General features: G+C 51.9%; 19 protein-coding genes. 2 read left to right on the top strand and 17 right to left on the bottom strand.

Translation table 11 applies throughout. The features are described from left to right. Positions 1-375: 375 nt before the first annotated feature. The gene (rpoE, locus tag AC0YN3_RS30765) at positions 376-948 is read right to left on the bottom strand and encodes a DNA-directed RNA polymerase subunit delta (protein ID WP_475778706.1); all 573 of its coding nucleotides are present in this window, start codon (positions 946-948) and stop codon (positions 376-378) included. A 461-nt stretch (positions 949-1,409) separates the two neighbouring features. On the opposite strand from rpoE, the gene AC0YN3_RS30760 reads away from it, so the two are divergent. Further along, the gene (locus AC0YN3_RS30760) at positions 1,410-2,546 is read left to right on the top strand and encodes a S8 family peptidase (RefSeq protein ID WP_475778705.1); all 1,137 of its coding nucleotides are present in this window, start codon (positions 1,410-1,412) and stop codon (positions 2,544-2,546) included. Between the two features lie 28 nt (positions 2,547-2,574). Here the strand turns inward: AC0YN3_RS30760 and argS are convergent, their stop codons facing one another. The 8 genes from argS to AC0YN3_RS30720 form a co-directional block, all read right to left on the bottom strand. Further along, positions 2,575-4,254, bottom strand: coding sequence for an arginine--tRNA ligase (argS, locus tag AC0YN3_RS30755; RefSeq protein ID WP_475778704.1), 1,680 nt, complete (start codon positions 4,252-4,254; stop codon positions 2,575-2,577). Beyond that, positions 4,251-4,718, bottom strand: a complete 468-nt coding sequence (locus AC0YN3_RS30750; protein ID WP_475778703.1) for a YwiB family protein — start codon at positions 4,716-4,718, stop codon at positions 4,251-4,253. Before AC0YN3_RS30750 ends, argS begins: the two co-directional genes overlap by 4 nt. Positions 4,719-4,797: 79 nt before the next feature. Next, positions 4,798-5,307 carry a DNA-deoxyinosine glycosylase gene (locus tag AC0YN3_RS30745; protein WP_475778702.1) on the bottom strand — a complete coding sequence of 170 codons (510 nt, stop codon included), beginning with the start codon at positions 5,305-5,307 and terminating at the stop codon, positions 4,798-4,800. Positions 5,308-5,735: 428 nt separating this feature from the next. After that, positions 5,736-6,755 (bottom strand): tyrosine-protein phosphatase, encoded by a 1,020-nt coding sequence (locus AC0YN3_RS30740; protein ID WP_475778701.1) that lies wholly within the window; start codon positions 6,753-6,755, stop codon positions 5,736-5,738. A gap of 35 nt (positions 6,756-6,790) precedes the next feature. After that, positions 6,791-7,630 (bottom strand): phosphonate ABC transporter, permease protein PhnE, encoded by an 840-nt coding sequence (gene phnE / locus AC0YN3_RS30735; protein ID WP_475778700.1) that lies wholly within the window; start codon positions 7,628-7,630, stop codon positions 6,791-6,793. Continuing rightward, on the bottom strand, positions 7,630-8,421 hold the full coding sequence (gene phnE / locus AC0YN3_RS30730) for a phosphonate ABC transporter, permease protein PhnE (RefSeq protein ID WP_475778699.1): 792 nt from the start codon (positions 8,419-8,421) through the stop codon (positions 7,630-7,632). Before phnE (AC0YN3_RS30730) ends, phnE (AC0YN3_RS30735) begins: the two co-directional genes overlap by 1 nt. Positions 8,422-8,423: 2 nt before the next feature. Continuing rightward, a complete protein-coding gene (phnC, locus tag AC0YN3_RS30725; protein ID WP_475778698.1) occupies positions 8,424-9,224 on the bottom strand; it encodes a phosphonate ABC transporter ATP-binding protein in 801 nt (266 codons plus the stop codon). A 32-nt stretch (positions 9,225-9,256) separates the two neighbouring features. Beyond that, positions 9,257-10,219 carry a phosphate/phosphite/phosphonate ABC transporter substrate-binding protein gene (locus tag AC0YN3_RS30720; RefSeq protein WP_475778697.1) on the bottom strand — a complete coding sequence of 321 codons (963 nt, stop codon included), beginning with the start codon at positions 10,217-10,219 and terminating at the stop codon, positions 9,257-9,259. Between the two features lie 192 nt (positions 10,220-10,411). On the opposite strand from AC0YN3_RS30720, the gene AC0YN3_RS30715 reads away from it, so the two are divergent. Continuing rightward, entirely contained in the window at positions 10,412-11,059 is a 648-nt protein-coding gene (locus AC0YN3_RS30715; protein WP_475778696.1) for a GntR family transcriptional regulator, read from the top strand. Between the two features lie 192 nt (positions 11,060-11,251). Here AC0YN3_RS30715 and speB read toward each other — a convergent pair whose 3' ends face one another. From speB to AC0YN3_RS30675, 8 genes are all read right to left on the bottom strand, one after another. Beyond that, a complete protein-coding gene (gene speB, locus AC0YN3_RS30710; protein WP_475778695.1) occupies positions 11,252-12,121 on the bottom strand; it encodes an agmatinase in 870 nt (289 codons plus the stop codon). A 38-nt stretch (positions 12,122-12,159) separates the two neighbouring features. Then, complete coding sequence (gene speE / locus AC0YN3_RS30705) at positions 12,160-12,987, bottom strand: polyamine aminopropyltransferase (protein ID WP_183571079.1); 828 nt, start codon at positions 12,985-12,987, stop codon at positions 12,160-12,162. 249 nt (positions 12,988-13,236) lie between these two features. Then, positions 13,237-14,124: a hypothetical protein gene (locus AC0YN3_RS30700; RefSeq protein WP_475778694.1), complete on the bottom strand. Its 888-nt coding sequence runs from the start codon at positions 14,122-14,124 to the stop codon at positions 13,237-13,239. Positions 14,125-14,167: 43 nt separating this feature from the next. Then, complete coding sequence (locus AC0YN3_RS30695) at positions 14,168-16,261, bottom strand: 3-keto-disaccharide hydrolase (RefSeq protein ID WP_475778693.1); 2,094 nt, start codon at positions 16,259-16,261, stop codon at positions 14,168-14,170. A gap of 97 nt (positions 16,262-16,358) precedes the next feature. Continuing rightward, the gene (locus AC0YN3_RS30690) at positions 16,359-17,930 is read right to left on the bottom strand and encodes a response regulator transcription factor (protein WP_475778692.1); all 1,572 of its coding nucleotides are present in this window, start codon (positions 17,928-17,930) and stop codon (positions 16,359-16,361) included. Then, on the bottom strand, positions 17,908-19,644 hold the full coding sequence (locus AC0YN3_RS30685; RefSeq protein ID WP_475778720.1) for a sensor histidine kinase: 1,737 nt from the start codon (positions 19,642-19,644) through the stop codon (positions 17,908-17,910). Before AC0YN3_RS30685 ends, AC0YN3_RS30690 begins: the two co-directional genes overlap by 23 nt. A gap of 83 nt (positions 19,645-19,727) precedes the next feature. Then, a complete protein-coding gene (locus AC0YN3_RS30680; protein WP_475778691.1) occupies positions 19,728-21,089 on the bottom strand; it encodes an ABC transporter substrate-binding protein in 1,362 nt (453 codons plus the stop codon). A 164-nt stretch (positions 21,090-21,253) separates the two neighbouring features. Continuing rightward, positions 21,254-22,084 (bottom strand): carbohydrate ABC transporter permease, encoded by an 831-nt coding sequence (locus AC0YN3_RS30675; RefSeq protein WP_475778690.1) that lies wholly within the window; start codon positions 22,082-22,084, stop codon positions 21,254-21,256. Positions 22,085-22,091 lie beyond the last annotated feature (7 nt).

The raw sequence follows: 22,091 nt of genomic DNA, 5'->3' as shown, positions 1-22,091 counted from the left end.
CAGTTTGTGGGAATGCATCCTACAGACCCATCCCTCACAAACAAAAAAAGTGACACCCGTAGTAACGGGGCACTTTTCCATTTTGGCATATATAAAAATATAAGGAGCATCTGTGTGGCATGCTGCTGCGCTTATATTTCGCCGCGCTGCTAGCTGACTGCCTCAATTGAACGGCACCAGTCGCCTGCGCTTGTATGCATTATTAGTTAACCGAATCTTTAGCCCATGAGATAGTTTACTCTGCGCTTGCAGCACCTGTCAAGCTAAACCGACAGGATGCAACGCGTATCCGTGTTAATTGTTAGAGACAAGGCTCGTACGAACAAAAAGGACAGAGATGAACGAGACGATTACGCCGGCTTGGCAGCCAGCAGCCTACTTCTCGTCGCTATCGTCGTCTTCGAAATCCTCATCGTCGGAATCCTCGTCATCCGCATCCAATTCGCCGTCGACCTCTTCCTCGTCCAGCTCCTCGTCATCGATGCCGACTTCCTCGTCCACTTCAGCTTCCTCTTCCGCTTCTTCGAAGTCCTCGCGATCTTCGTCAAATACGTCATAGTCTTCTTCGGCTTCAGCGTAAGTATCCTCTTCCTCGTCTGCGAATACGTCATCGTCCTCAAGATCATCATCATCGTTAATGATCCGGGTACGCTTCGCATTGCCTACAGGATCCTCGGAACGCTCAACTGGATACCAGCGTTTCAGTCCCCACATGTTGCTGCCGACACAAGCAAAACGGCCGTCAATGTTGATCTCCGTATAAACCTGTGCGATAAACTGGTTGATTCCCTCCGCGTTAAGACCGCGTATTTTAGCGATCTCCATCATGAGATCGCGATAGTAATAAGGTGTATTAGCCGCTTTCAGCACTTCAAAGGCCAAATCGACCATAGGCATTTCCTTCATACGTTCAGGATCCAGCTTTAACGTAAAATTGCTGCTGCTCATATGGACACATCCTCTCTTGCCAATCAAATTATGTACGCGTTCATTCCATTAGAAATGCAAGGACCGTGTACGTTTTCCTCGTATACACCGCTCACATATCATTGCGCGACGAGCGGTTGCTGCCAGTAGATGGCACCCGTCGATTACGCTAGTCAAAGTATAGTAAAACCTATTTCCTCTAAAAAAGCAAGCGGCCCCTGCCGCACCCATACAGCTTGGACTTAAATGCAAAAAGCGAAAGGATCATCCTTCCGCTTTGACTGTATCCATCCGGCCATGACACGAGGTAACGCACCTTGGACGTAAGAGCCCCTGAGAACTCTTTGTTCATGGTATGTCGCCAACCGGATTTTGACACGGATTGTTGCCTAATTATGCGAAAAAAGGCAAGTGGCTCATGCGATATGGAGCGCTCGGTCATACAATAGTGCAGCACGGTCCGTCGGGAGGGGAAGCCAAGTTTGGACACCGCCGCTTTTATCCGCTTGTTGCAGGATACAACGGCTTGCACGGACAGATCCACTGTGAAACGAATCATTCGTTTCCAGCGTGCGAGCGACTACCGAGACTTCCTGAAACAATTGCCGCAGGTCGCTTCGTCATCATCGCCACATAAAAGCATCAGACAAATGCCAAGCATTCGCGGAATTGCTTGCCGATTGCATCCCGAGGAGACGCTGGAGCGTTTCGCTGGCCGGGTATGGATCGAAAAAGACTGCAAAATCAGCGTTCATTCTTCATCGCAAAAATCGATTAACTTAGATAAAGGCATTCCTTGGGGCGTTAATCAGATCAAGGCCCCGCAGGCTTGGGGCACAACAACCGGCCATCGCATCAAGATTGGCGTCATCGACACGGGGGCTGATTTCAGTCATCCCGATCTTCGCCATTCGCTCTCGCGGGGCATTAACCTATTGAACCGCAGCATGCTTCCGCATGATGATAACGGGCACGGCACGCATATAGCAGGCACGATCGCGGCAGCCAACCAGCTTCAGGGCATGATCGGCGTAGCGCCGCGTGCTTTGATTTCGCCCGTGAAAGCATTCGACCATAATGGGAGCGCCTTCGTCTCCGATATCATTCTCGGGATCGAATGGTGCATCCGCAATCGCATGAACGTGATCAACATGAGCTTCGGCATGAAAACCAGAAGCAAGGCCTTGCTCGGCGCGGTTAACAACGCCCATAATGCAGGCATCATTATCGTAGCCTCCTCCGGCAATGACGGAAAACGGCGGTCGGTCGATTATCCGGCACGCTACCCGCAAACGATTGCGGTTGGCGCAACCAATAAGCTGCGCCGCGTCGCGGCGTTCAGCAACAGAGGCGCGTACATTGACGTCTATGCGCCAGGCGATAAAATCGTTTCGGCTTGGCTTCGCGGCAAATACAATGAAATGAGCGGCACGTCCATGGCTACCTCGCATGTCAGCGGAGCGATCGCGCTGCTGCTTGCGCATAAGCCTGGGCTTTCGCCAACTGAGATTAAAGCGATCATCAAACGCTCCGTGCAGCCCCTTAGAGGCAACAAAGCCCGCCGAACGATCGGCGAGCTCGATGTGATGCGTATGATGCAGGCCGTGGACAAATCATGAGTCCATGGCTTGTTTTATGTGGATCAAGCTACATCCGCTCCGGCGCGGATACGCCAACTAGGCGCAAAACGTTAGCAAGGGAGATACGTACGGCAGACAGCAAGGCAAGGCGTGCATGAGACTGCTCGACATCCTCCGTGATGACGCGCTCTGCTCTATAGTAGCTGTGGAACTGGGAAGCCAGCTCATATACGTAACGGATGAGGCGATGCGGCGCGTATTGCGCGGCTGCTTCCGTAATTTCCTGCGGCAGCTCGCCGATTTTGCGCAGGAGATCGAACTCGCCTTCCGCCGTCAGCTTGCTGAACTGAATCTCGCCGGCGGATTTCAGCACCAAGCCCTGCTCCTCGGCTTGTCTGAAGATGCTGCAAATACGGGCATGCGCGTACTGTACATAAAACACCGGATTCTCGTTGGAAGTCGAGATGGCAAGGTCCATATCGAAATCAAGATGCGAATCCATGCTCCGCATGGAGAAGAAATAACGGATCGCGTCAATGCCGACCTCGTCCATCAAATCCTGCATCGTCACGGCTTTCCCCGTACGCTTGGACATCTTCATTTTCTCGCCGTTCTGGAACAGGCTTACCATCTGAGCGATTAAGACGGTCAGCTTCTTCGGATCATTGCCGAGCGCCTCCATGGCCGCCTTCACGCGCGGAATGTAGCCATGGTGATCGGCTCCCCATATATTGATCATTTGATCGAATCCACGGCCGTACTTGTCCCGGTGATAAGCAATATCCGGCGTCAAATACGTATATGAGCCGTCATTTTTTACGAGCACGCGGTTTTTGTCGTCGCCGAAGGTCATTGTCGAAAGCCAGGTTGCGCCTTCTTCCTCATAAACATGCCCTGTCGCTTTCAATGCTTCAAGGCCTTGCTCGACTTGACCGCTTTCGTAAAGCGCGGTTTCGCTGTACCATACGTCGAAGCCTACGCGGAATCTTCCTAGATCCCGTTTGATCTTGTCGAGTTCACGCTCGAGCCCGAATTGACGGAAGAATGCATACCGCTCTTGATCAGCCAGCTCCAACAGCTTGTCGCCTTCTTGCTCAACCAGCAGCTTCGCAAAACCAATAATATCTTCGCCGTAATATCCGTCCTCCGGCATCTCCGCAGTTTGTCCCAGTGCTTGGCGATAACGCGCCTCAATGGAAATCGCAAGGTTCTCGACCTGTTTTCCGGCGTCGTTGATATAGTATTCCCGCGTCACATCGTAGCCTGCGTAATCCAGTACATTGCATAGCGCGTCGCCTACAGCTGCACCGCGCGCGTGGCCGAGGTGCAGGCTGCCTGTTGGGTTCGCGCTCACGAATTCAACCTGCACGCGTTTGCCGTTGCCAACCAACGTCCGGCCGTAGTTTTCGCCTGCTTCAATAGCCTCAGCTACTACGGGATAAAGGTAGCTGTTATCCATGCGGAAGTTGATAAAGCCCGGTCCTGCAATCTCTGCGGACTGAATGGATGCTTCCTTCGTATTCAAATGCTCGATAATCGCTTCTGCGATTTGGCGAGGATTTTTCTTCGCAAGCTTCGTTAGCTGCATAGCCGCGTTTGTCGCCAAATCCCCATGCGTTTTGTCCTTCGGCACTTCGATAACGAACGCGGGAAGCTCTTCCCGCGACGCAAGCCCTGCCGCTACCGCCGCATCCGCGATAGCTGCCTTAACCTGCTCGTACATGTTTTCCAATACATTTGCGCTCATTTATTTTTATCCTCCTGTATATGGAGCCTGATATGGAAACGGCCCGACTTTTGTTCTCCTACGTGCATCTCGTACTCCCACTCCAGCGTAAAAGGCAGCCGATCCGGCAGCGATTCATCGTTCCTGCCCGGATTGTCAGGCTCCTTCAGCGATAGCTGCAGCGTATCCGTTTCAAGCGTAAACGAGGTCATCGAAGAATGGTATTTCCCCGTTCTTCGGAGACCGGGCACGAACAGCTGCTCCGACTCAATCACGCCGCGCCTCGTAATAGACAGCTCCCCTTGCCGATATTTCACAAGAGTTCGCACCTCGCCGGCGTTCGGATCTCCTTCGACGGCTGGCTCGATGTAACGGATATAGATGGAGCGTTCCTTTCGGAACCAGTCGCCTCCATAAACGTGGATGTGCGAGCTTCCATCCTGTATGCTCTCTAATGTAATTCGCACTTTCCTGTTCTCTGCCATTATCTTGCTCCTGTTATCAGTCTAATCTTATGTAACTACTATATACAGGTAGACTCTTAATTTCAACGCTAGAACACGGTTAAGTTGCGGCATATGGAACAATTGCCCGCCACGCTTCTACCCGATCCTCCAGCGTTCGCATCTTTGGAGTAGGAATCGGACTGGAGGAAGGAAGCTTCAATAGCGAGATTTGCTTGAAGCTCTCATGCCCCCGGTAAAACTTATGAAAGGTGTCATAGGCCTTCGCTCCGTTAAAAGCAAAACAGCGCAGCTCTGGATAATCAGCAATGAGCTCCGGCAATTTCTGCGGCACTTCCGCGCGTATATTTACGTCCAAGCTGCCTTCACGCTCGCAGGACTCAATGACGTCCCAGAGCGCCAAGCGATGCTCCTTTAGAAAAGCAAGACGGTTTTCATACACGGGGTCCATGTCCGAATCGTTGAACAATCGATATATAATCCGCCACATAAAGTTTTGAGGATGCCCGTAAAACTGCTGGTGCTCAAGTGATTTCACGCTTGGTGCCGTCCCTAAGATAAGCACGCGCGCACGTTCATCAATAACGGGCGGGAACGAATAAATGCGCATAATAATCCCCCTTTACGTTCAATTCCACTATGATTCCTGCGATAAAAGCTCATTTAATCCCTGCCTAGTTTACACATTGGGATCTTTCCTTAATCGCATGGGGCCACAATAGGCCGGCGAGCTTTTTCCATATGATATAAAAGCAGCTGTCTTTCTCCGGCATTTCGCCTTCTTCGACATCCGCTGTGGGCCAACGGCCTCCACGGTTAGGCTGGCTTTGCCGCGATTCGATTCTCACGCAACAAGCTTGTGTTCCTCAATTAATTATAACACGCCTGCTCCAGCCGCTCTTTAAGCTCAATCGTTGAGAGAAACACACGGAATGCTTATTCAATGGTTTCGGAGGGAAATGCGTATCTTGTCGAACGAATCAAGGAAGCGCAAAAAACCGCGCGGCTGCTGCCGGCGGTTTAAGATCTTGATCGCTTTTAAGAGGTGAGGTACATAAATTGAAGCTTCTCCCGGTCTGCCGGGGTGAGACCCAGCCCCTGCTCCCAGTACTGCTCGAAGCCGCCATAGCGCGCATCGATCTCATCAAAGGATGCCTGCAAATACGCCGGCCTTGCTTCCATGAGCGCTTGCGCCACTTCAGGCGAGAGCCTGCTCATCATCGGCGCATGGGCCTGGCTGGCGCCCTGCATTTGCTCTTTGAAGCGATCCGCGAACATATTCGTCAGTGCATAGTCATTCAGCACCGTGCTGCGCGGAACGCCTACCGCTTGCAAGATGACAGCAGACACAAAGCCTGTTCTGTCCTTGCCTGCCGCGCAATGGAACAAGGCTGGGGCACCGCCGCCCTCGATCAGCTTTTGCAGAATGGAAGCCGTAATCGCCGTGTTGCTCACCATATGGCGGTTCATATCAACCAGCATCGATACCGTTATGTCAGTCATTGCCGCCATCAGATCCGGATTGGCAGTCGGCATGAAAGACAAGTTTTCATTCCGTTCCGAACCAATTTGCGGGCTCGGGCTAAGCGTGACCTCCGCGGCCGTACGCAAATCACAAATCCATTGAATGCCCAGCTCCCGCAGATAGGGCAGGTCGCTTTGCGACAAGCGCGACAAGTCAGCCGAACGGAACAGCGAGCCCCATTTCACTCTTCTTCCATCCTCCGTTACGTATCCCCCCATATCGCGGAAGTTCAGAGCTCCCTCCAGCGGCAATACGCGGTCCGCAACGGCTATGATGATGCTCTCGCTGAACTTGACATAATAATAGCCTCTCGCATTCGGCTGCGGATCCTGGAACGTCCACTGGCTTCCCTGCGTGACGATCGCAATGAGATGGGATTCTGATTCATTAAATGCAGGAGCCGCGCTTCTGTAAATAGCAACCTTCTCCAGCTTGACCGGCGGATGCCATGAAATATGAATTTGGTTTTGTCCGATACGCTCCATTTTTAATTCGATCGATTGCGCGGTGATTTCCGTCTGTTGAAGATTCATCCTAGCTCTCTCCCTGTCATTGAGAACGTGCCGCGTTAGGCACGCTTTCTCATTTTTAATTTTAGCCGGTTAGACACAATCTCTACGCTGAACACCATTAGGAATATAACGAGGCCAACAAATAACGCTTGGTCAAAATGATAGCTTCGCATCGCATGCGACAGTTCAAATCCGATACCGCCCGCACCTACCGCGCCTAATATCGTCGATTCGGCAAGATCCCCCTCGAAGCGCATGACGCACCAAGCAAGCAACGCCGATAAGGCACAAGGCAGCACCCCTTGCAGCACGATTTGCAGCCAGCTCGCCCCTGTCGCGCGCATGGCCTCAATAACGCCATCGTCTACCTCCTCAAGCGACTGGGCGAACACTTTAATCAATCCGCCGACCGCATGCACCATGATCGCAAGCACCCCGGGCAGAGGCCCCATGCCGACCGCAACAATAAAGATCAGTGCCCATATTAGCGTCGGAATGGCTCTAAGCAGAGACGCGAAGCTGCGAATCAGCCAGCTGATCATTTGGTTAGGCGCGATGTTGTCCACAGCCAGAAAAGCGAGAAAAAAAGCAATGACAATGCCGATAACGGTGCCTAGTATCGCGACTTGAATCGATTCCACGGCAGCCAGCAGCACATGCTTCCATTGCGAAGCATCAGGCGGAAACATAAGGCCCACTGTCTTCGCGAACTTCCCGATTCCCGGCAGCAAGCGGCTGTAATCGAGCTGAAGCTGAACCAGGCTGAAGACAAAAAACAATGCAGCGAATATACCGTACAGTTTGAGCGTCCGATTTCTTTTTGATCGAACACGCATGCTTCGCGCCGGACTTGCCTCCTGCTTGGACAATTCATCCGTCCGTATAACAGTAGCCATTAAATGATCCGCTCCCTAATCCGATTCGTCATAAATTCCGTCGCGAGGACAATGGCAAGAACTAGAAGCACGGCCATGCTTACCTCTTTGTATTGGAACAGCTTCAGCCCCGACTGAATCGTAAAGCCTAATCCGCCACCGCCTACCATGCCTACAATCGTGGACGCCCTAACGTTAATTTCCAGGTTATAGAGCGACCAACCAACAAAGCTTGGCAGAAACTGCGGAAGCACCGCTTGCGTCATTACCTGCGCATAGCTGGCGCCCGTTGCCCGCAGCGCTTCTACCTGTCCCATATCAATTTCCTCTAGCGACTCCGCAAAGCAGCGCACAAGCATCCCAATTGACACGATAATAAGCGATAGTGTGCCGACCAGCTTGCCGAGGCCAAAGGAAGCAACGAGCAGAATCGTCCAAATAATAACCGGGATATTGCGAAACAAAGCCGAGGATGCACGGAGCCCGATTTGCAGAATGGGATGCGGTGACGTCGTCGCTGCGGCAAAAATCGACAGAAAACCGGCTACGACAGCGCCAATGACCATGGCTACGAAGCTCATATAAATGGTATCTAGCGCCGGCTCAATCAACCCAGGGAATGAAGCTGCTTCGGGAGGCATTAAGTCGACGAACAAAAATCTTGCGCCATCGCCAATGCCGCCCCAGAGCGCGCCAGGCGTGAAGTCCGTGCCCACTGCAGACCATACGGTCAGCGCAGCCAAGAACAAGGCCAAGACGATGAGCTGATTCCGTTTGCTGCGCTTTACCATCTGAAGCTGCTCTGCTTTCATGCTTATGCCGTCTCCTTCTGCTGCCTATTCATAGAATCCTCGTGCGCTGCGCTAGCTTTTTTATTCTGGTTATATATGAGATCAATCATATCGTCGGTCAACTGCTCCGGCGTGCCGTCAAACACCTTTGTCCCTTTGTAGATGCCGATAATGCGAGTTGCGTATTTTTTGGCCATATCGACCTGATGCAGATTGCATACGCAAGCGATGCCGTCTTCTTTGCAAAAGGTGTACAAGCTGTTCATGACGATGTCCGACGACGCCGGGTCCAGGCTTGCTATCGGTTCATCTGCCAAAATCAGCTTTGGCTTCTGCGCGAGCGCTCTAGCGATCCCGACCCGCTGCTGCTGTCCGCCGCTAAGCTCGTCAGCCCGCTTATGCACTTGCTCGCCCAGTCCTACCCGCTCCAATAGACGGGTCGCTTCCCTCACATCCGACTTGGCGTACATACCGAGCGCCCCCCGCCAGCTGCTCATATAGCCGAGCCTGCCATGAAGGACATTGGTGAGAACGGACACGCGCTCAACTAAGTTGAAACCTTGGAAAATCATGCCCATTTCCCGGCGGATGCGCTGCAAACTACGATTGCCTGCTCCAATTGTTTCTTTTCCTTGGAACAGCACCTTGCCCGAGGAGGGCTGTACCATCTGGTTCAAGCATCTGAGCAGCGTACTCTTGCCCGCTCCGCTCGGTCCAATCACGACGATGAATTCGCCTGCCTCCACCTGCATATCAATACCGCTTAAGGCAGCCGTTCCGTCGGCGTACACCTTTTTCAAGTTCTCAACCTGAAGCAATGCCATGTCACTTATCCTCCTTCATCCTCGCTCGATCTCTATTTCAGCATTTCCTCTGGCGACATCTCAAGCAGCTTCGCTACCTCGCGAACGCCATCGAATTCCGAATCGTCCGCTGGGAAGAAGCCGGCTACTCCCATCGCTTTGAAATACTCCGGATGCTCTTTGCTATAGCCAAGCGCGAACTCGCGCATTTTCTCAACCAGATCCTCCGGCAAGCCCTCGCGGTAAGATAAGGCTCCGCCACCCGCAACCGGGTCCGATTCCGCAATAACGCGTACGTCATCTTCCTTAATCAAACCGGCATCCGCAATCATTTTGATACACTGGCTGCATGTGGCTGCTCCATCGGCATCGCCATTTGCAATGGCAAGGAGCGATTTGTCATGTCCGCCCGAGAACGATACGCTGCTGAAGTAGGTTTCGATCTCGTCTTTGGTGATGCCCAGTTTCTTCATTAGTGTCGCACGCGGATACAAATGTCCGGTAGTGGAAGCCGGATCAGCGAACAAGAAGCTTTTGCCCTTCAAGTCTTCAACCGTCTGGGCTGGGGAATCCTTCGGCACGACGATGACGCTGGTGCCTTCGGTACCCGGACCGTTGTTCATCGCGGCGAGCAGCTTGGCACCGCTTCTCTCAACCGCAATGATGTAACCGAACGGGCCAAACGTCGTAACGTCTATTTTTTTGGAGCGCATCGCTTCAATCATCATATTGTAGTCCTCGCCCTCGAACGTCTCTACCTTGATGCCGAGATACTCGCCAAGATCCTTGGCGAATTGATCCGCATTGCGGGAGGATTCGCCATCCTCCATTGGAAGACTTCCAATTCGCAGCACTTCCGGCCATTTCGCTAGAGCTGATGCTTCTTCCGCGTTCGTTTTCCCATCCGCACTTACGCTGCCGTTATCCGTGTTATTCGATTTCTGCCCGCACCCTGCAAGCACCAACATTAACGCTGTTATCACAAGAGCCATGTGTACACCTGTTTTCTTTAGCACCGTATAGCCTCCTATTTTCTATTAAACATTCATCTGGTACACAACTAGAATACAAGTTGAGTGTCAATGCAATGTTCGCGTAGTTTTGAGATATTGTTAAATTCGAAATCATATTGCGGTGGGGAAAGCAGGACTGTTAAGATGGGGTTAACCAAATGAAAAGCAATTATGAACGTGAAAGGAAATAACGCCATGACATCGCAATCGCTCATGAATACGGCATACACGACACTGCGCGAGAGAATCGTAGGCGGAAGCCTGATGCCAGGAACGCTATTATCGGAAAACGAACTGGCAGAGGAACTGCAGATGAGCCGAACACCCATCCGGAACGCCATTACCCATTTGGAATCGGAGGGCTTTGTCGTCTCGCTCAAAAACCGCGGCGTGCTGGTAAAGGAAATCAGCGGCAAAGAAATGCTTGATATGTATGAAGCGATGATGTCCCTGCTCGTCTACGCCATTGACGTTAAGACGGAAAGAAACAGCAGCATAGACATGGCGAAGCTGGAGGATTGCTTAGAGCATCAATTCAAAGCGGAGCAAGAAGATGATTATTTCACGTATATCCAAAACAACTTTATGTTCAATCGCATCATCGTATCCTCTATAAATAACCATGCGATGATTGCCATTATGGACATGTACGTAGATAAATTGGCTATGGCCTCCTTTATCAATTACAAATTGACCCCTCATATTAAGCATTATTCGGCCAATAAGCTGAACAAATCGATCTACGACGCCTTGAAGGCGGGGAACGATGCAGAAGCCAAGCTTATGGCGAAGAGTGCATATGTATACGCGCGCAGCCGCATGTTCGACAACGGACGTTTCTAACGACCGCAGCAACCCAAGCGTAAACGGCTGAAGCCGTCCTCTGGCGGCTAAGCTTACGTTTCGCGTAGAAATATAGAGAAAGTTGGCGAAAAGATATACTTTCCTATATTTTAAAAAAAGGCTTCGCCTCCATGCGGAATGTTTACCGCAGGCGGCGAAGCCTTTTTTGAGTATATGGTGTGAAGCGAACGGTTATTTCAAAAAGCCAAGCAGCATCTCGCGGATAACCTTAGCCGCTACGATCTGCGTTTGCTCCGTCGGATCATAGGCAGGCGCTACCTCAACGAGGTCGAAACCGACAATGTTCACGCCGGAACGGGCAATCGCATGTACCGATTCGATCAGCTCTTTCGACGTAATGCCGCCTGCTTCTGCCGTACCTGTACCAGGCGCTGCAGAAGGATCAAGCACATCGATATCGATTGTCAGGTAAACGGGACGGCCATCCAGCTCTGGAAGCACCTTTTTCAAAGGCTCCAACACCTCGAATGGATGGAAATTAATGTTCTCGCGCGCATATTGCCATTCCTCGCGGGAGCCTGAACGGATACCGAACTGGTAAATGTTCTGGCCGCCCATTAGGCCTGCTGCTTTGCGAAGCGGCGTAGAGTGTGACAATGGCTCGCCTTCGTACGATTCGCGCAAATCCGCGTGAGCGTCGAAATGGATGATCGCAAGATCAGGATACTTCTTGTATACCTCTTGGAAAATCGGCCAAGAAACGAGGTGCTCGCCGCCGAGTCCAACCGGGATTTTGCCATCGTCCAAGACGCCGCGTACGAATTCACCGATAATTTCAAGGCTTCGTGCCGCGTTGCCGAAAGGAAGCAGCAGATCGCCGGCGTCGAAATATTCAATGTCCTCCAGGCTGCGGTCTAGGTAAGGGCTGTACTCTTCAAGTCCAATGGACACTTCGCGAATGCGCGGAGGGCCAAAACGCGAGCCTGGGCGGAAGCTGACCGTGAAATCCATCGGCATGCCATAGATAACCGCTTTGGAGGCTTCATAGTTGTCCGAGCTCAGAATGAAGACATTGCCGGAATATTTTTGATCCAATTTCATGAGGGCTTGTCCTCTCTTTCGTATAGCGTAGCCGCTGGTTACTTAATCAGGTCTTCAACGAATTTCGGCAGCACGAATGCTGCTTTGTGAAGGCGCGGCGTGTAGTATTTGGTGTCGATTTCCGGAATTGCCGTCTCGTCAACAGCTGTCGGATCGTATTTCTTGCTTCCCATCGTGAACGTCCAAAGGCCGCTTGGGTAGGTTGGAATATTAGCGCCGTATACGCGAACGATCGGGAATACTTCCTTTACGTCTTTGTTTACGCTTTGGATCAGGTCAGCCTTGAACCAAGGGTTGTCCGTTTGCGCAACGAAAATGCCGTCTTCCTTCAACGATTCGTAGATGCCTTGGTAGAAGCCTTTCGTAAACAGGTTGGCAGCAGGGCCGACTGGCTCCGTGGAATCAACCATGATGACGTCATACGTATTTTTATGGTCATGAATATGCATAAAGCCGTCGTTCACAAGCACTTCAACGCGCGGGTTGTCGAGCTCGCCAGCGATGGATGGCAAGTATTTTTTGGAGTACTCGATTACTTTACCGTCGATGTCGACCAGAACAGCCTTCTTCACCTTCGGGTGCTTCATTACTTCACGAATGACGCCGCCATCGCCGCCGCCTACAACAAGCACGTTCTCCGGGTTCGGGTGCGTGAAAAGAACAGGATGCGCAACCATCTCGTGGTATACGAACTCATCCTTAACTGTAGTCATAACCATGCCGTCAAGCACGAGCATCGTTCCGAACTCTTCCGTTTCGATCATATCCAGCTGTTGAAAATCCGTTTGTTCATTTACATAAGTTTTCGTAATCTTCGCCGTAATGCCGAAGCTATCTGTTTGTTTTTCCGTATACCACAATTCCATGTCGTAAAATCCCTTCTTTCCCTCAATCGTTCAACCTGTATTATATGCAAATTATTCATTCACTACAAGTATTCCTTGGTGCGCTTTTTATTAAGGTTTTCCGAACGTTTCAAATGGTTGTTGGATTAGTAATTGCGGTATGCCCTGCCGTTAAAACGCTGCCGCATGGCAAAAAAACGTTCCCCGCTTAGATGGGGGAACGTTCATGATGTGCACATATGCCTTGCTTAATGGTCATTTCCAACTAGGCTATTGCAACCCAGATAACATGATCCTAGAATAGACGGGCGTATTGATTTGAACGTTGGCCGTTGTTAGCTGCTCTTCCAGCCAAGCTTCATAAGAGGAGTTGGCAAACGGTTGATCGGGTACCAACCCGGCAGCATTCCCAGCTTCTCCTCCATGCTCTTTTAGCTTGGTCACCATATTCGCCATTGTATAGGCAAAATAGACTTTCTCGCTGTACTGCTTAGGTCCATATATGATTTGGCCTTTAGCCAAGCGGCTCTTACGCTGGCTGTTCTCCGCCTCCATGCCGGCAAGGAAAGCGTCGTAGCTAATATTCTCGACGATGCCGGCTTCCTTAGCAACGATCTGCTGTACCTTGATCTCGGTGAACCGATCCAGCGCAAGCTTCCGCAAAGCCTCCATTGGCGTGTGCCCGTGCTGAGCCTCATACCAGAAAGAATCCGAACTGACGTCCCCTGAGGGCGTCGCCCATTCGGCAGCGACTGTGCTGCGCAGCTCCAGCATGCGCGGCATCCACTCTTCAATGGTAATCGGCTCGCTATTGATCCAGGCGACAACTGAAGCGGAGGCTTCCGTCGGAATCTCCATATCGGACGCGGACAGAGTTGTTGTCGCAGCTGCGGCGTTCCCCTTCGTATCTGCTCCCGCATGCTTCGCTGCAGGCTCAGTAGAGCAAGCAGCTAAAAGAAGCGGCAAGATCAACAATAAGAGCAAATACGACAACAAGGCCGAACTGCCGGGATGGCTATACAGTTTGGACAAGTCGGCTTGCGATGCGTCTGCAGCCGGGAGATTGCCCATTCCTGCAGCGAGTCGTTTGCCCGCTTCAGCAATCTTCCTCGGACCGCGTTTGTGAAGATCTTGGCACGAACTTTCCATCAACCGCATGATCCATGTCCCTCCTCTTTGCACTAATCGGCTTGCGAACTAGTTATTGTAGCACGCGTACGTTATCGTAAGATGCCGGCGTGGAATGGCTGCGCAGTCCAATCTTGCCTGTCTGCAGCTCTGACGGATTGCCCGCCCATGTGAGTACCGGCGCACCATTCACGTAGCCCGTTACATTTCCGCCGCTTACCGAAGCCTTCAGCCGAATGAACTGGCCGGCGCTAATCGGCGAGGAGGCACTGGTCAGAAACTGCAGCGTGCCTGCTGTCTTCTTATAAAGATCAACAGTATTGCTCGTATCGTTCAATCGAAGCATATAGAAGTTGTTCGCATCTAGATAGCGGAACAAGATGCCAGCATTGCCGCCCAAGGAATTGATTTTGATATCGGCTTCTACGCTGTAATTACTCCAGGAAATATCGCCTGCGCTCGCAATAAACTCTCCCGATGCTGCAGTCTGTACAAAGGAGAGCGTCCCATCGCTCTGCACGGCCCAGCTGCCGCCGCTTGTCGTCCAGCCGTTCGCGTTCCCGTCTTCGAAGGTGTCCGAGAACAACGTGACGGGAGCCGTTACCGAACCCGCATATTCATGCACGCCGATGTCCGGAGCGCCGTTGTACAACGGATTGCCGAAGAAATCCCGCCCTCCGTTGCTTGTGATAGATCGGCCTTTGTTGATGGCGGGAGACGCCGAGGCTAGCTTGTAGGCATCGGCGGTTGCGATGCTTGATGCGGCCCCTCCGTTGACGAATAGCGGATTGCCAATCACTTTATTGCTATCGTTGGCGCTGCCGGTATTGGCCCCATAGAACAAGTTGCTATCATATTGCACATGCGGGCTGACTTCATAGTTGCCGCTGCCCATATTATAGAAGATGTTGTTGCTGTAATAAGCCATGCCCGAATTGCTGCCCTCAGTCAACAGATTGTACGTACCGTTAGTCCGATAGATGACGTTGTTATATACGTACAGGCTCCCGCCGTTGTCGATCAAATCGAAGGTACCGAACGCATCACCGTCGTTCTGGCTGATATTATAGCGGAAGATGTTGCCGTCTGTATTGTTCATGACAAGCAGCGTGCCGCCTTCATTGTGATGACTGAAATTATATTGATAAATGCTGTTGTACACATCGATATCGAAGTCCCAAGCCTGTCCATCGCCGTTGATGACTCTTGTATTGAACGCTTCATTGTTCTGGAACACGGCCCCCGTCGTCGCATAAGCCCACTGCGCCGCCACGACGTAGATCGGATCCAAATAGCTGACGATAGCCGTGTTGATATCGCAGCTAACTCCGATTTCGTTCGTCGTATTGTATTCGATCAGCGGGGAAATCGCTGCACGCACGAGAATGCCGTCCCTGTGAATGCGCTCAACGTAATTGTCACGAATGACTACGTTCGTAAAGGCGTTGTACTTATGCGTCCAGGAAGCATTCGCGAAGGCATCCGTCATGATCTGAATGCCCGTATCTGCCACGTTCATCACGGTGTTATTCTCAATCAGCACATCATCCCAGGTGCTCTCCGCCATCCAATTGCTTCCCCGCGCATAAAAGTTGATGCCGCCGGTTCTGCGGTTCGTACCGAATATATCGTGAATATCATTGTTGCGGATATAGATATGTCGGAATGCTCCGGCTCCCGTACCTTCCCCGAGCACCAGGATGCCGCTTCGTTTGCGGTCGGTCGCATGCTGCCCGCTCGTAATTTCCAGATTGTTGACTTCCCAGTAGGAGACGTTTTTGAGCCGGACGCCGAACCCGTCGCCACCCACCTCCGTATCGCCAAAGTTAATCAACGGCTTGGGGCCCGTACCGTAGCTGTCTACCACAATAGGATTGCCGCTCGTCCCCGAGCCTTGCAGGTCCAAATACTGATCGTTCCAGATCGAACCCGCTTTGAGTAGGATTCGGTCTCCCGGACTGAACACGGTGCCGTTCACCTTCGGCAGCGTACGCCAGGCATTCAAGCTGCTTGTTCCTGAATTGGCATCATTCCCTGCGGCTGCATCCACGTAATAAGTCGTACCGGCGGCTTCCACCGATAGCGTAAGAATAGGTCCCCCTGGCGCAACGGCTGAGAGAGAGAGGACCACGAGCATCAACGATATTTTAAATAATAGCGCTTTCATAAATTCGCCTCCTAAAGTCAGATGATTTTGACCAAGTAGATAGATTCGTCAAGAACCCAGGATGCTTTGCAGCATCCCTGGATCTCCTTAATCTCCCTTACTGCCCTTTGAATTCGCTCGGGCTTTTGCCGCTATACTTTTTGAATACTTTAGAGAAGTACGCACGGTCCGAAAATCCGATCGTATACGCGACATTCTCAACCGTTTCATGCTCCTTCTTCAGCATGGCTATGGCGAGATTGATCTTGTATTGGTTGACGTAATCCGTGAAATTCACGCCTGCCAGCCGTTTGAAAAACCGGGAAAAGTAGCTTGTATTCAAATGCAAATGCGCGGCCATATCGAAGGAGGTGACCATTCGGTCGGCATGCGCCTCCAAATACGAATCTATGGCCTGCAAGCGAATATCCTTCTCGCTTCCCGCTGGAGGTCCTTCGAACTGCTGCCCGAGAAGATTACGCAGCTCGCGTTTCGTTAACCGCGCCGCTTCGTCTGCTGTAAACGCATGGCTCAGAAGGACGTAGAAGCCGTCTTCGACTTCGGCATTTGTCTCGAAGGCGGATTTGCGAACCATATCTGCCATTCGTTCCTTCACCGAACGCGGGGACAGCTGTTCAGCCGCAGCCTGCTGGGTCAAGCCATTGATCGCCAGATCGAACAAGGACATATTGCCCTCTGAGAAGCCTAGCGACAACAGTGAGCTCTCCTTGTCTCCCCTTCCTTCGGAAGGCTGCCGGAAACGGACTGGCGTCTCGGGTACTTCCGCAAATAGCGCCGGGACGTAGAAACCACTGTCGCAGCGACTCATTAAAGAATGGTACGAAGCGCCAATCTGATGAAAGGGGCAAGCTTCCTTGCTGTATATGCCGCGCAGATGCACCTTCAAATACTGATCTGCCTTCTCTCCAACCTTCGTCAGAAAAGCTCGGAGTGAATCGTTCAAACCGGTTGTCCCCTCGACGTTCGAGATCATGTATAAATCCAATCCTCCGCTAGGCAATGCCGTTATGGCTGCTCCCTCCGATAACTCAGCAGCGATATTGGCTACAGCGAAATGAATAAGCGGCAGATCCTGGTGCCGATAGCGCTCCAGGGCACTTGCTGCGTCGATATGCAGCACGGCATGCTGAAAATACGGAAGCTTCCAGGAGATGCCAAGCCGTTCCCCGAACAGCAGCAGCTCCTTCTCGCTGCTGCCTGCCAGCAATTGCTTGAGAAAGCTTTGCTTCAATGCTTCCTTATGACGGGTCATATCCTGCTGCAGCGTATACCGATCCAACAATTCGCGGCGGCTTCTGATGCGGCGCATCGCTTTGTCCAGACTAGTCGCGAGCTGTTCAGCCGACAGCTCATCCTTGATGATGTAATCATCCGCATCCAGTTGAAAAGCTCGTTTCGAATACTGGAAATCCTCGTAACAGGTCAGAAATAACAATCGCACTTCCGGATTAATGACCCTGAAAGCTTCGGCCAGCTCAAGCCCATCCATGCCCGGCATGCCAATGTCAGTCACCACGATATCGGGCTCCGTGAGTCTGAACAGCTCCAGCGCTTGCTCGCTCGCGGATGCTGAGGCAACGAGCACCAGACCCAGCTTCGACTCGGCCAGCAGCCGGCCGACGTATTCCAGCATTGGAACGTCATCGTCAATGAGCATGATCTTCATCATGGTGCTCCGCCTCCTTTCTGTTCTGCACGGGGATCTGCAGGGTAAAGCTCATTCCTCCGGTCTTGCCTTCTGCAGCCGTCAAGCGCGCACGGTGTCCGTAAAGCACCCGCAACCGCCGTGCGGTGTTGACCAATCCTACGCTTTTCTCCTGCGTTGGCATATTGGACTCCGCGTCCAGCAGTCTTTGATTCAGACTCGTGATTGCCTCTTCCGGCATCCCTCGCCCGTTATCGCGAATCTCAATTTCCGCCATTCGGCCTTCAATACGGGCAAATAACGAAATAACCGGCCATTCGGGACGAGAAGAGAAGCCATGAATGATCGCATTCTCCACAATCGGCTGCAGCAGGAGACGCGGCAGGGATAGATGCGACAGGCTTTCATCCAGCGTGACAACGAAGCGAATGTCGAGCCGGTTGCGAATCTGCATCACCTGGATATAGCTATCCAGTATTTTGACTTCCTCGGCAAGTTCCAGCGGCGCATCTACCCTCACGTATGCGCGCAGCAGCTTCATTAGCGAATCGAGCATCCCGCCATGGGCTTCGTCGCCAGCCATCAGAAGGTTAACCTTGATCGAGTTAAGCGTATTGAGCAGAAAATGGGGCCGAATCTGTGCCGCCAGCGCCTGCAGCTCCAGCAGCCGCTTCTCTTCTTGTTCGTTCTCCATTCGCCGCAGCAGTTCATCCATCTCATCTAGAATCTGATTAAACGCTCCGGACAAGACAGCGACCTCGTCCTTGCCTTTCACGGGAATGCGTACGGACCGGTTGCCGCCGACATACTGTTTCACGCTCGATCTCAGCAGACTGATCGGCTTGTTAATCTGTCCGGCCCAGAGCATGGAGAGAATTAGAAAGCATAGGAAAAACAAGCCAACGAGCGAGATGGAGACTAAAAACTCCTTATTGATCTGCCCGACCACGGAGCTCTGCGGCATGTGGCTCTCGAGCTGCCAGCCTACTCTCGAGAGAACCGTCTTGCTTGTCAGCATGCTGCCTGATGATACCGAATTACTGCCATCATGCCTTGCAATCGGCGTGCCCGCCCGATCGGACAGCGTGATGGAAACCGCCGGATTGCCCGTATCGAGCAGACCGCGGAAGTAGTCTGCGGGGATGCCGATAAACAAAGTAGCCAGCCGCTCGCGATCAAGCGGATCGACAATGAAACGCGCCGCATAATACGTATCCGGCAAGGCTCCGTCCTCACCATCCGCGAACCAATGAAGCTCAGTCGTCTTCTTGGCGTCAAGCTTGCCTAGCTCCTCCTGAAGCCGGGATGGCAGCATAGTAAAGACGGGCCTGCTTTGGCTGGACATGATGACGCGGTCAAGATTGTTGGCGAGAAGAATCTCAACATTGACGTCAAGCGACTGAATGGAGAGGATGCTCGCCATCGCTTTCAGCTTCGCTTGATGCGCATACGTCTCGTAACTCGCAAAGCTCGCCGCGTCCTTCAGGCCGCGCAAACCTTCAAGCACATCGGAATCGTAGGATTGAGCGAAATAGATCGACGCAAAGGAAATGCCGTCGATCGTTTTCTCCATTTGATTGGCAATAACATTCAGCGTCTCCTGATTGGAGAGGGTAATCTTGTCGCTTACATTGCGCCCTACGGAAGAGTAGGACCAGAAGGTGACCGCTATGAACGGCAGCAGGATAAAGATAATGAAAGAGAACTGCAGTCTGCGATAGAAAGAAAATCGACTCATCCAATCCAAGCTGACATCCATCCTCGCGCTGTTTTTTGTTTATTCTCCATTATATCTTACCGCTGCCGCTGCTCGGCCAACTTTTATTTTTGGTTCGCTTGCACGACCTTCTCGACTTCGGCGGCCATTTCCTTCTGGACATCCTCGAAGCTGCGCTCATCCAGCATGAAGCTGGCAAAGCCGTTCTCGACGATCTTCTTAAGCTCGCTTCCATAAGGGACGCTGAAGCTGTCAGGCATCTTGTTTCGCGGATCGAACAACGTCTTCGCCAAGGAGTCGATATCGATTAAATCCTTGTTTTCGCTGAAGAAGGTATTGAGCAGTGCAGTGCCGTCCACGTTTTTGAGGTTCGGAATTTCCTGCGTATATTTGTAAGACTCCATCGTCATCCAGCGCATAAAGTCAAAGGCTGCATCTTTGTTTTCCGACTTAGCGCCCATTGCAAGGCCTCCGCTGGATATATTCGTCATGCCCACATCCGCAGCGCCCACCGAACGCGGCAGCGGCGCGTACACCATTTGGAAGTCATGCGGGAACTTCTCTAGGTTCAGACCGGCCCGAACCGCGTAACTGGGAACGGCCAGCATGCTTGCGTTACCGGCAAAAAATTGCTGCAGCACATGATAATTAGCGGCCAATACGTCGGCATAAGGCTCAACGCTCTTGTCTTCCTTCTCCATTGCACGACGCAGATTAAAGAAGTAATTAAACGAAGGGTCATCGAATACCGGCTTCAGATCGTCGCTCAGCTGCGGATTGGAGCGCTCGGTATAAGCGATAATATTCGGATACTCACCCCAAGTATGGAAATAGGTTCCGTAGTGGTCCTTAGTGGTCAGCTTCTTGGCATAAGTCCGGAAGTCATCCCAGGTCCAGCCCATCTCAGGCAGCGTAAGCCCCGCTTCTTCAAGGTGTTCGCGGTTGAAGACCGTGAACCATTGCGTAACGCTGTTCATCAGGCCGTAGACCTTCTGATCCATTTTGAGAACTTTAAAGTATTCATCCTCGGCCTTAATGCCTTCTGCTTCCAAATAGCTGTCAAGCGGTTCGACCACGCCGCGCGAGGCGCGCTCCATAAGCGTTTCTTCGTTGCCCGTCATAAAGACGTCTATGACCTCGCCGCCTGCGATCAGCACGTCGAGCTTGCTCAAAAATTCTACGCTGTCGCTGTTCTGCACGAGCGACACGTATTCAACCTCCACCTTGTCCTGCGATTTGTTATAAGCCTCGACTGCTTGGAATGTCGGTTCCTCCGGCTTGTTGGCTTTAAAGGTGTAAAATTTGATCTTGGACTTCGCTGACGGCTCAGCCGTTTCGGCCGCCGCTGTCGACGTACCCGCATTAGCGGATGGGCTGGCCGACTGTTCATTGCCATTGTTCCCGCCGCAGGCTACAAGCGTTACCATAATCATCAAACTGATAAGCAAAGCGGATGCTCTCTTCAAATTGAATCCCCCTATTAGATGGTCACTGCAGGCTCATTATATAATGGCCGGAATTGAAGTACCGTGTATCTTATTGCATGTTGTGCGTGGATATTTTTGACTTCATGCTCGCGCCTCGCTCGCAGGCCATCACGCAGCAAGGAGCCGAGTTCGCCCTTTACTCGTCAGCCCTTGACGCCGCCGATGGCAATCCCGTTGATGACTTGCTTCTGCAGCAGCAGGAATAGCGCCAGCAGGGGAACGATCGCAGACAAGGAAGCCATCATCATGACTGAGATTCGGGTGCCGAACTCCTCCTTGAAAAATTGCATCCCGAGCGGGATCGTGAACAGGTCGTTCGAATACAGGAAGATAAGCGGACCTTGGTAGTCGTTCCATGTCCAGATGAACTTAATGATGCCCACGGTCGCCAGAATAGGCTGGCTTAGCGGAAGGACGACACTCCAGAAGACGCGAAAGAATCCAGCGCCATCCAGCTCTGCGGCCTCTAGCATATCGCTATGGATGCTGAGCATGAACTGACGCAGCAGGAACGTGAAGTAACTGGAGAACAGTCCGAGCAAGATGAGCGAGGTATGTGTGTCGTACAGCCCCATCTCTTTAATCATAATATAGCGCGGAACGAGGGTCGCCTGCTCGGGTATCATCATAAATGCCATCATCAGACTAAACAGCAAGCCTTTTCCCTTGAAATTCAGCTTGGCGAGCGCATAGCCAGCCATCGCACAGACCAGAATCGTGCCGAGGGTAGACAAGATGCTGATCTTCAAGGAATTCATGTAAAACAGGCTAAAAGACACATCGCCCATCCAGACCGCCTTGAAGTTCTGGACAAAGTTCCAATGTTCCGGAATCCATTGAATCGGAAACGTCCAGACGTCCTTTTCCGTCTTGGCGGCAGCTGACAGCATCCAGAACAGCGGCAATAGAAAAAAGACGGAGAGCGCGGCAAAGAGCAGCGTTAACAATAGATTGCTTACTTGTATTTTTTTCATCACAGCG

The sequence above is a fragment of the Paenibacillus sp. J22R232 genome (genome assembly GCF_056269165.1).
The sequence above is the reverse complement of the archived record's forward strand: the minus strand, read 5'-3'. Positions and strand labels throughout refer to the sequence as shown.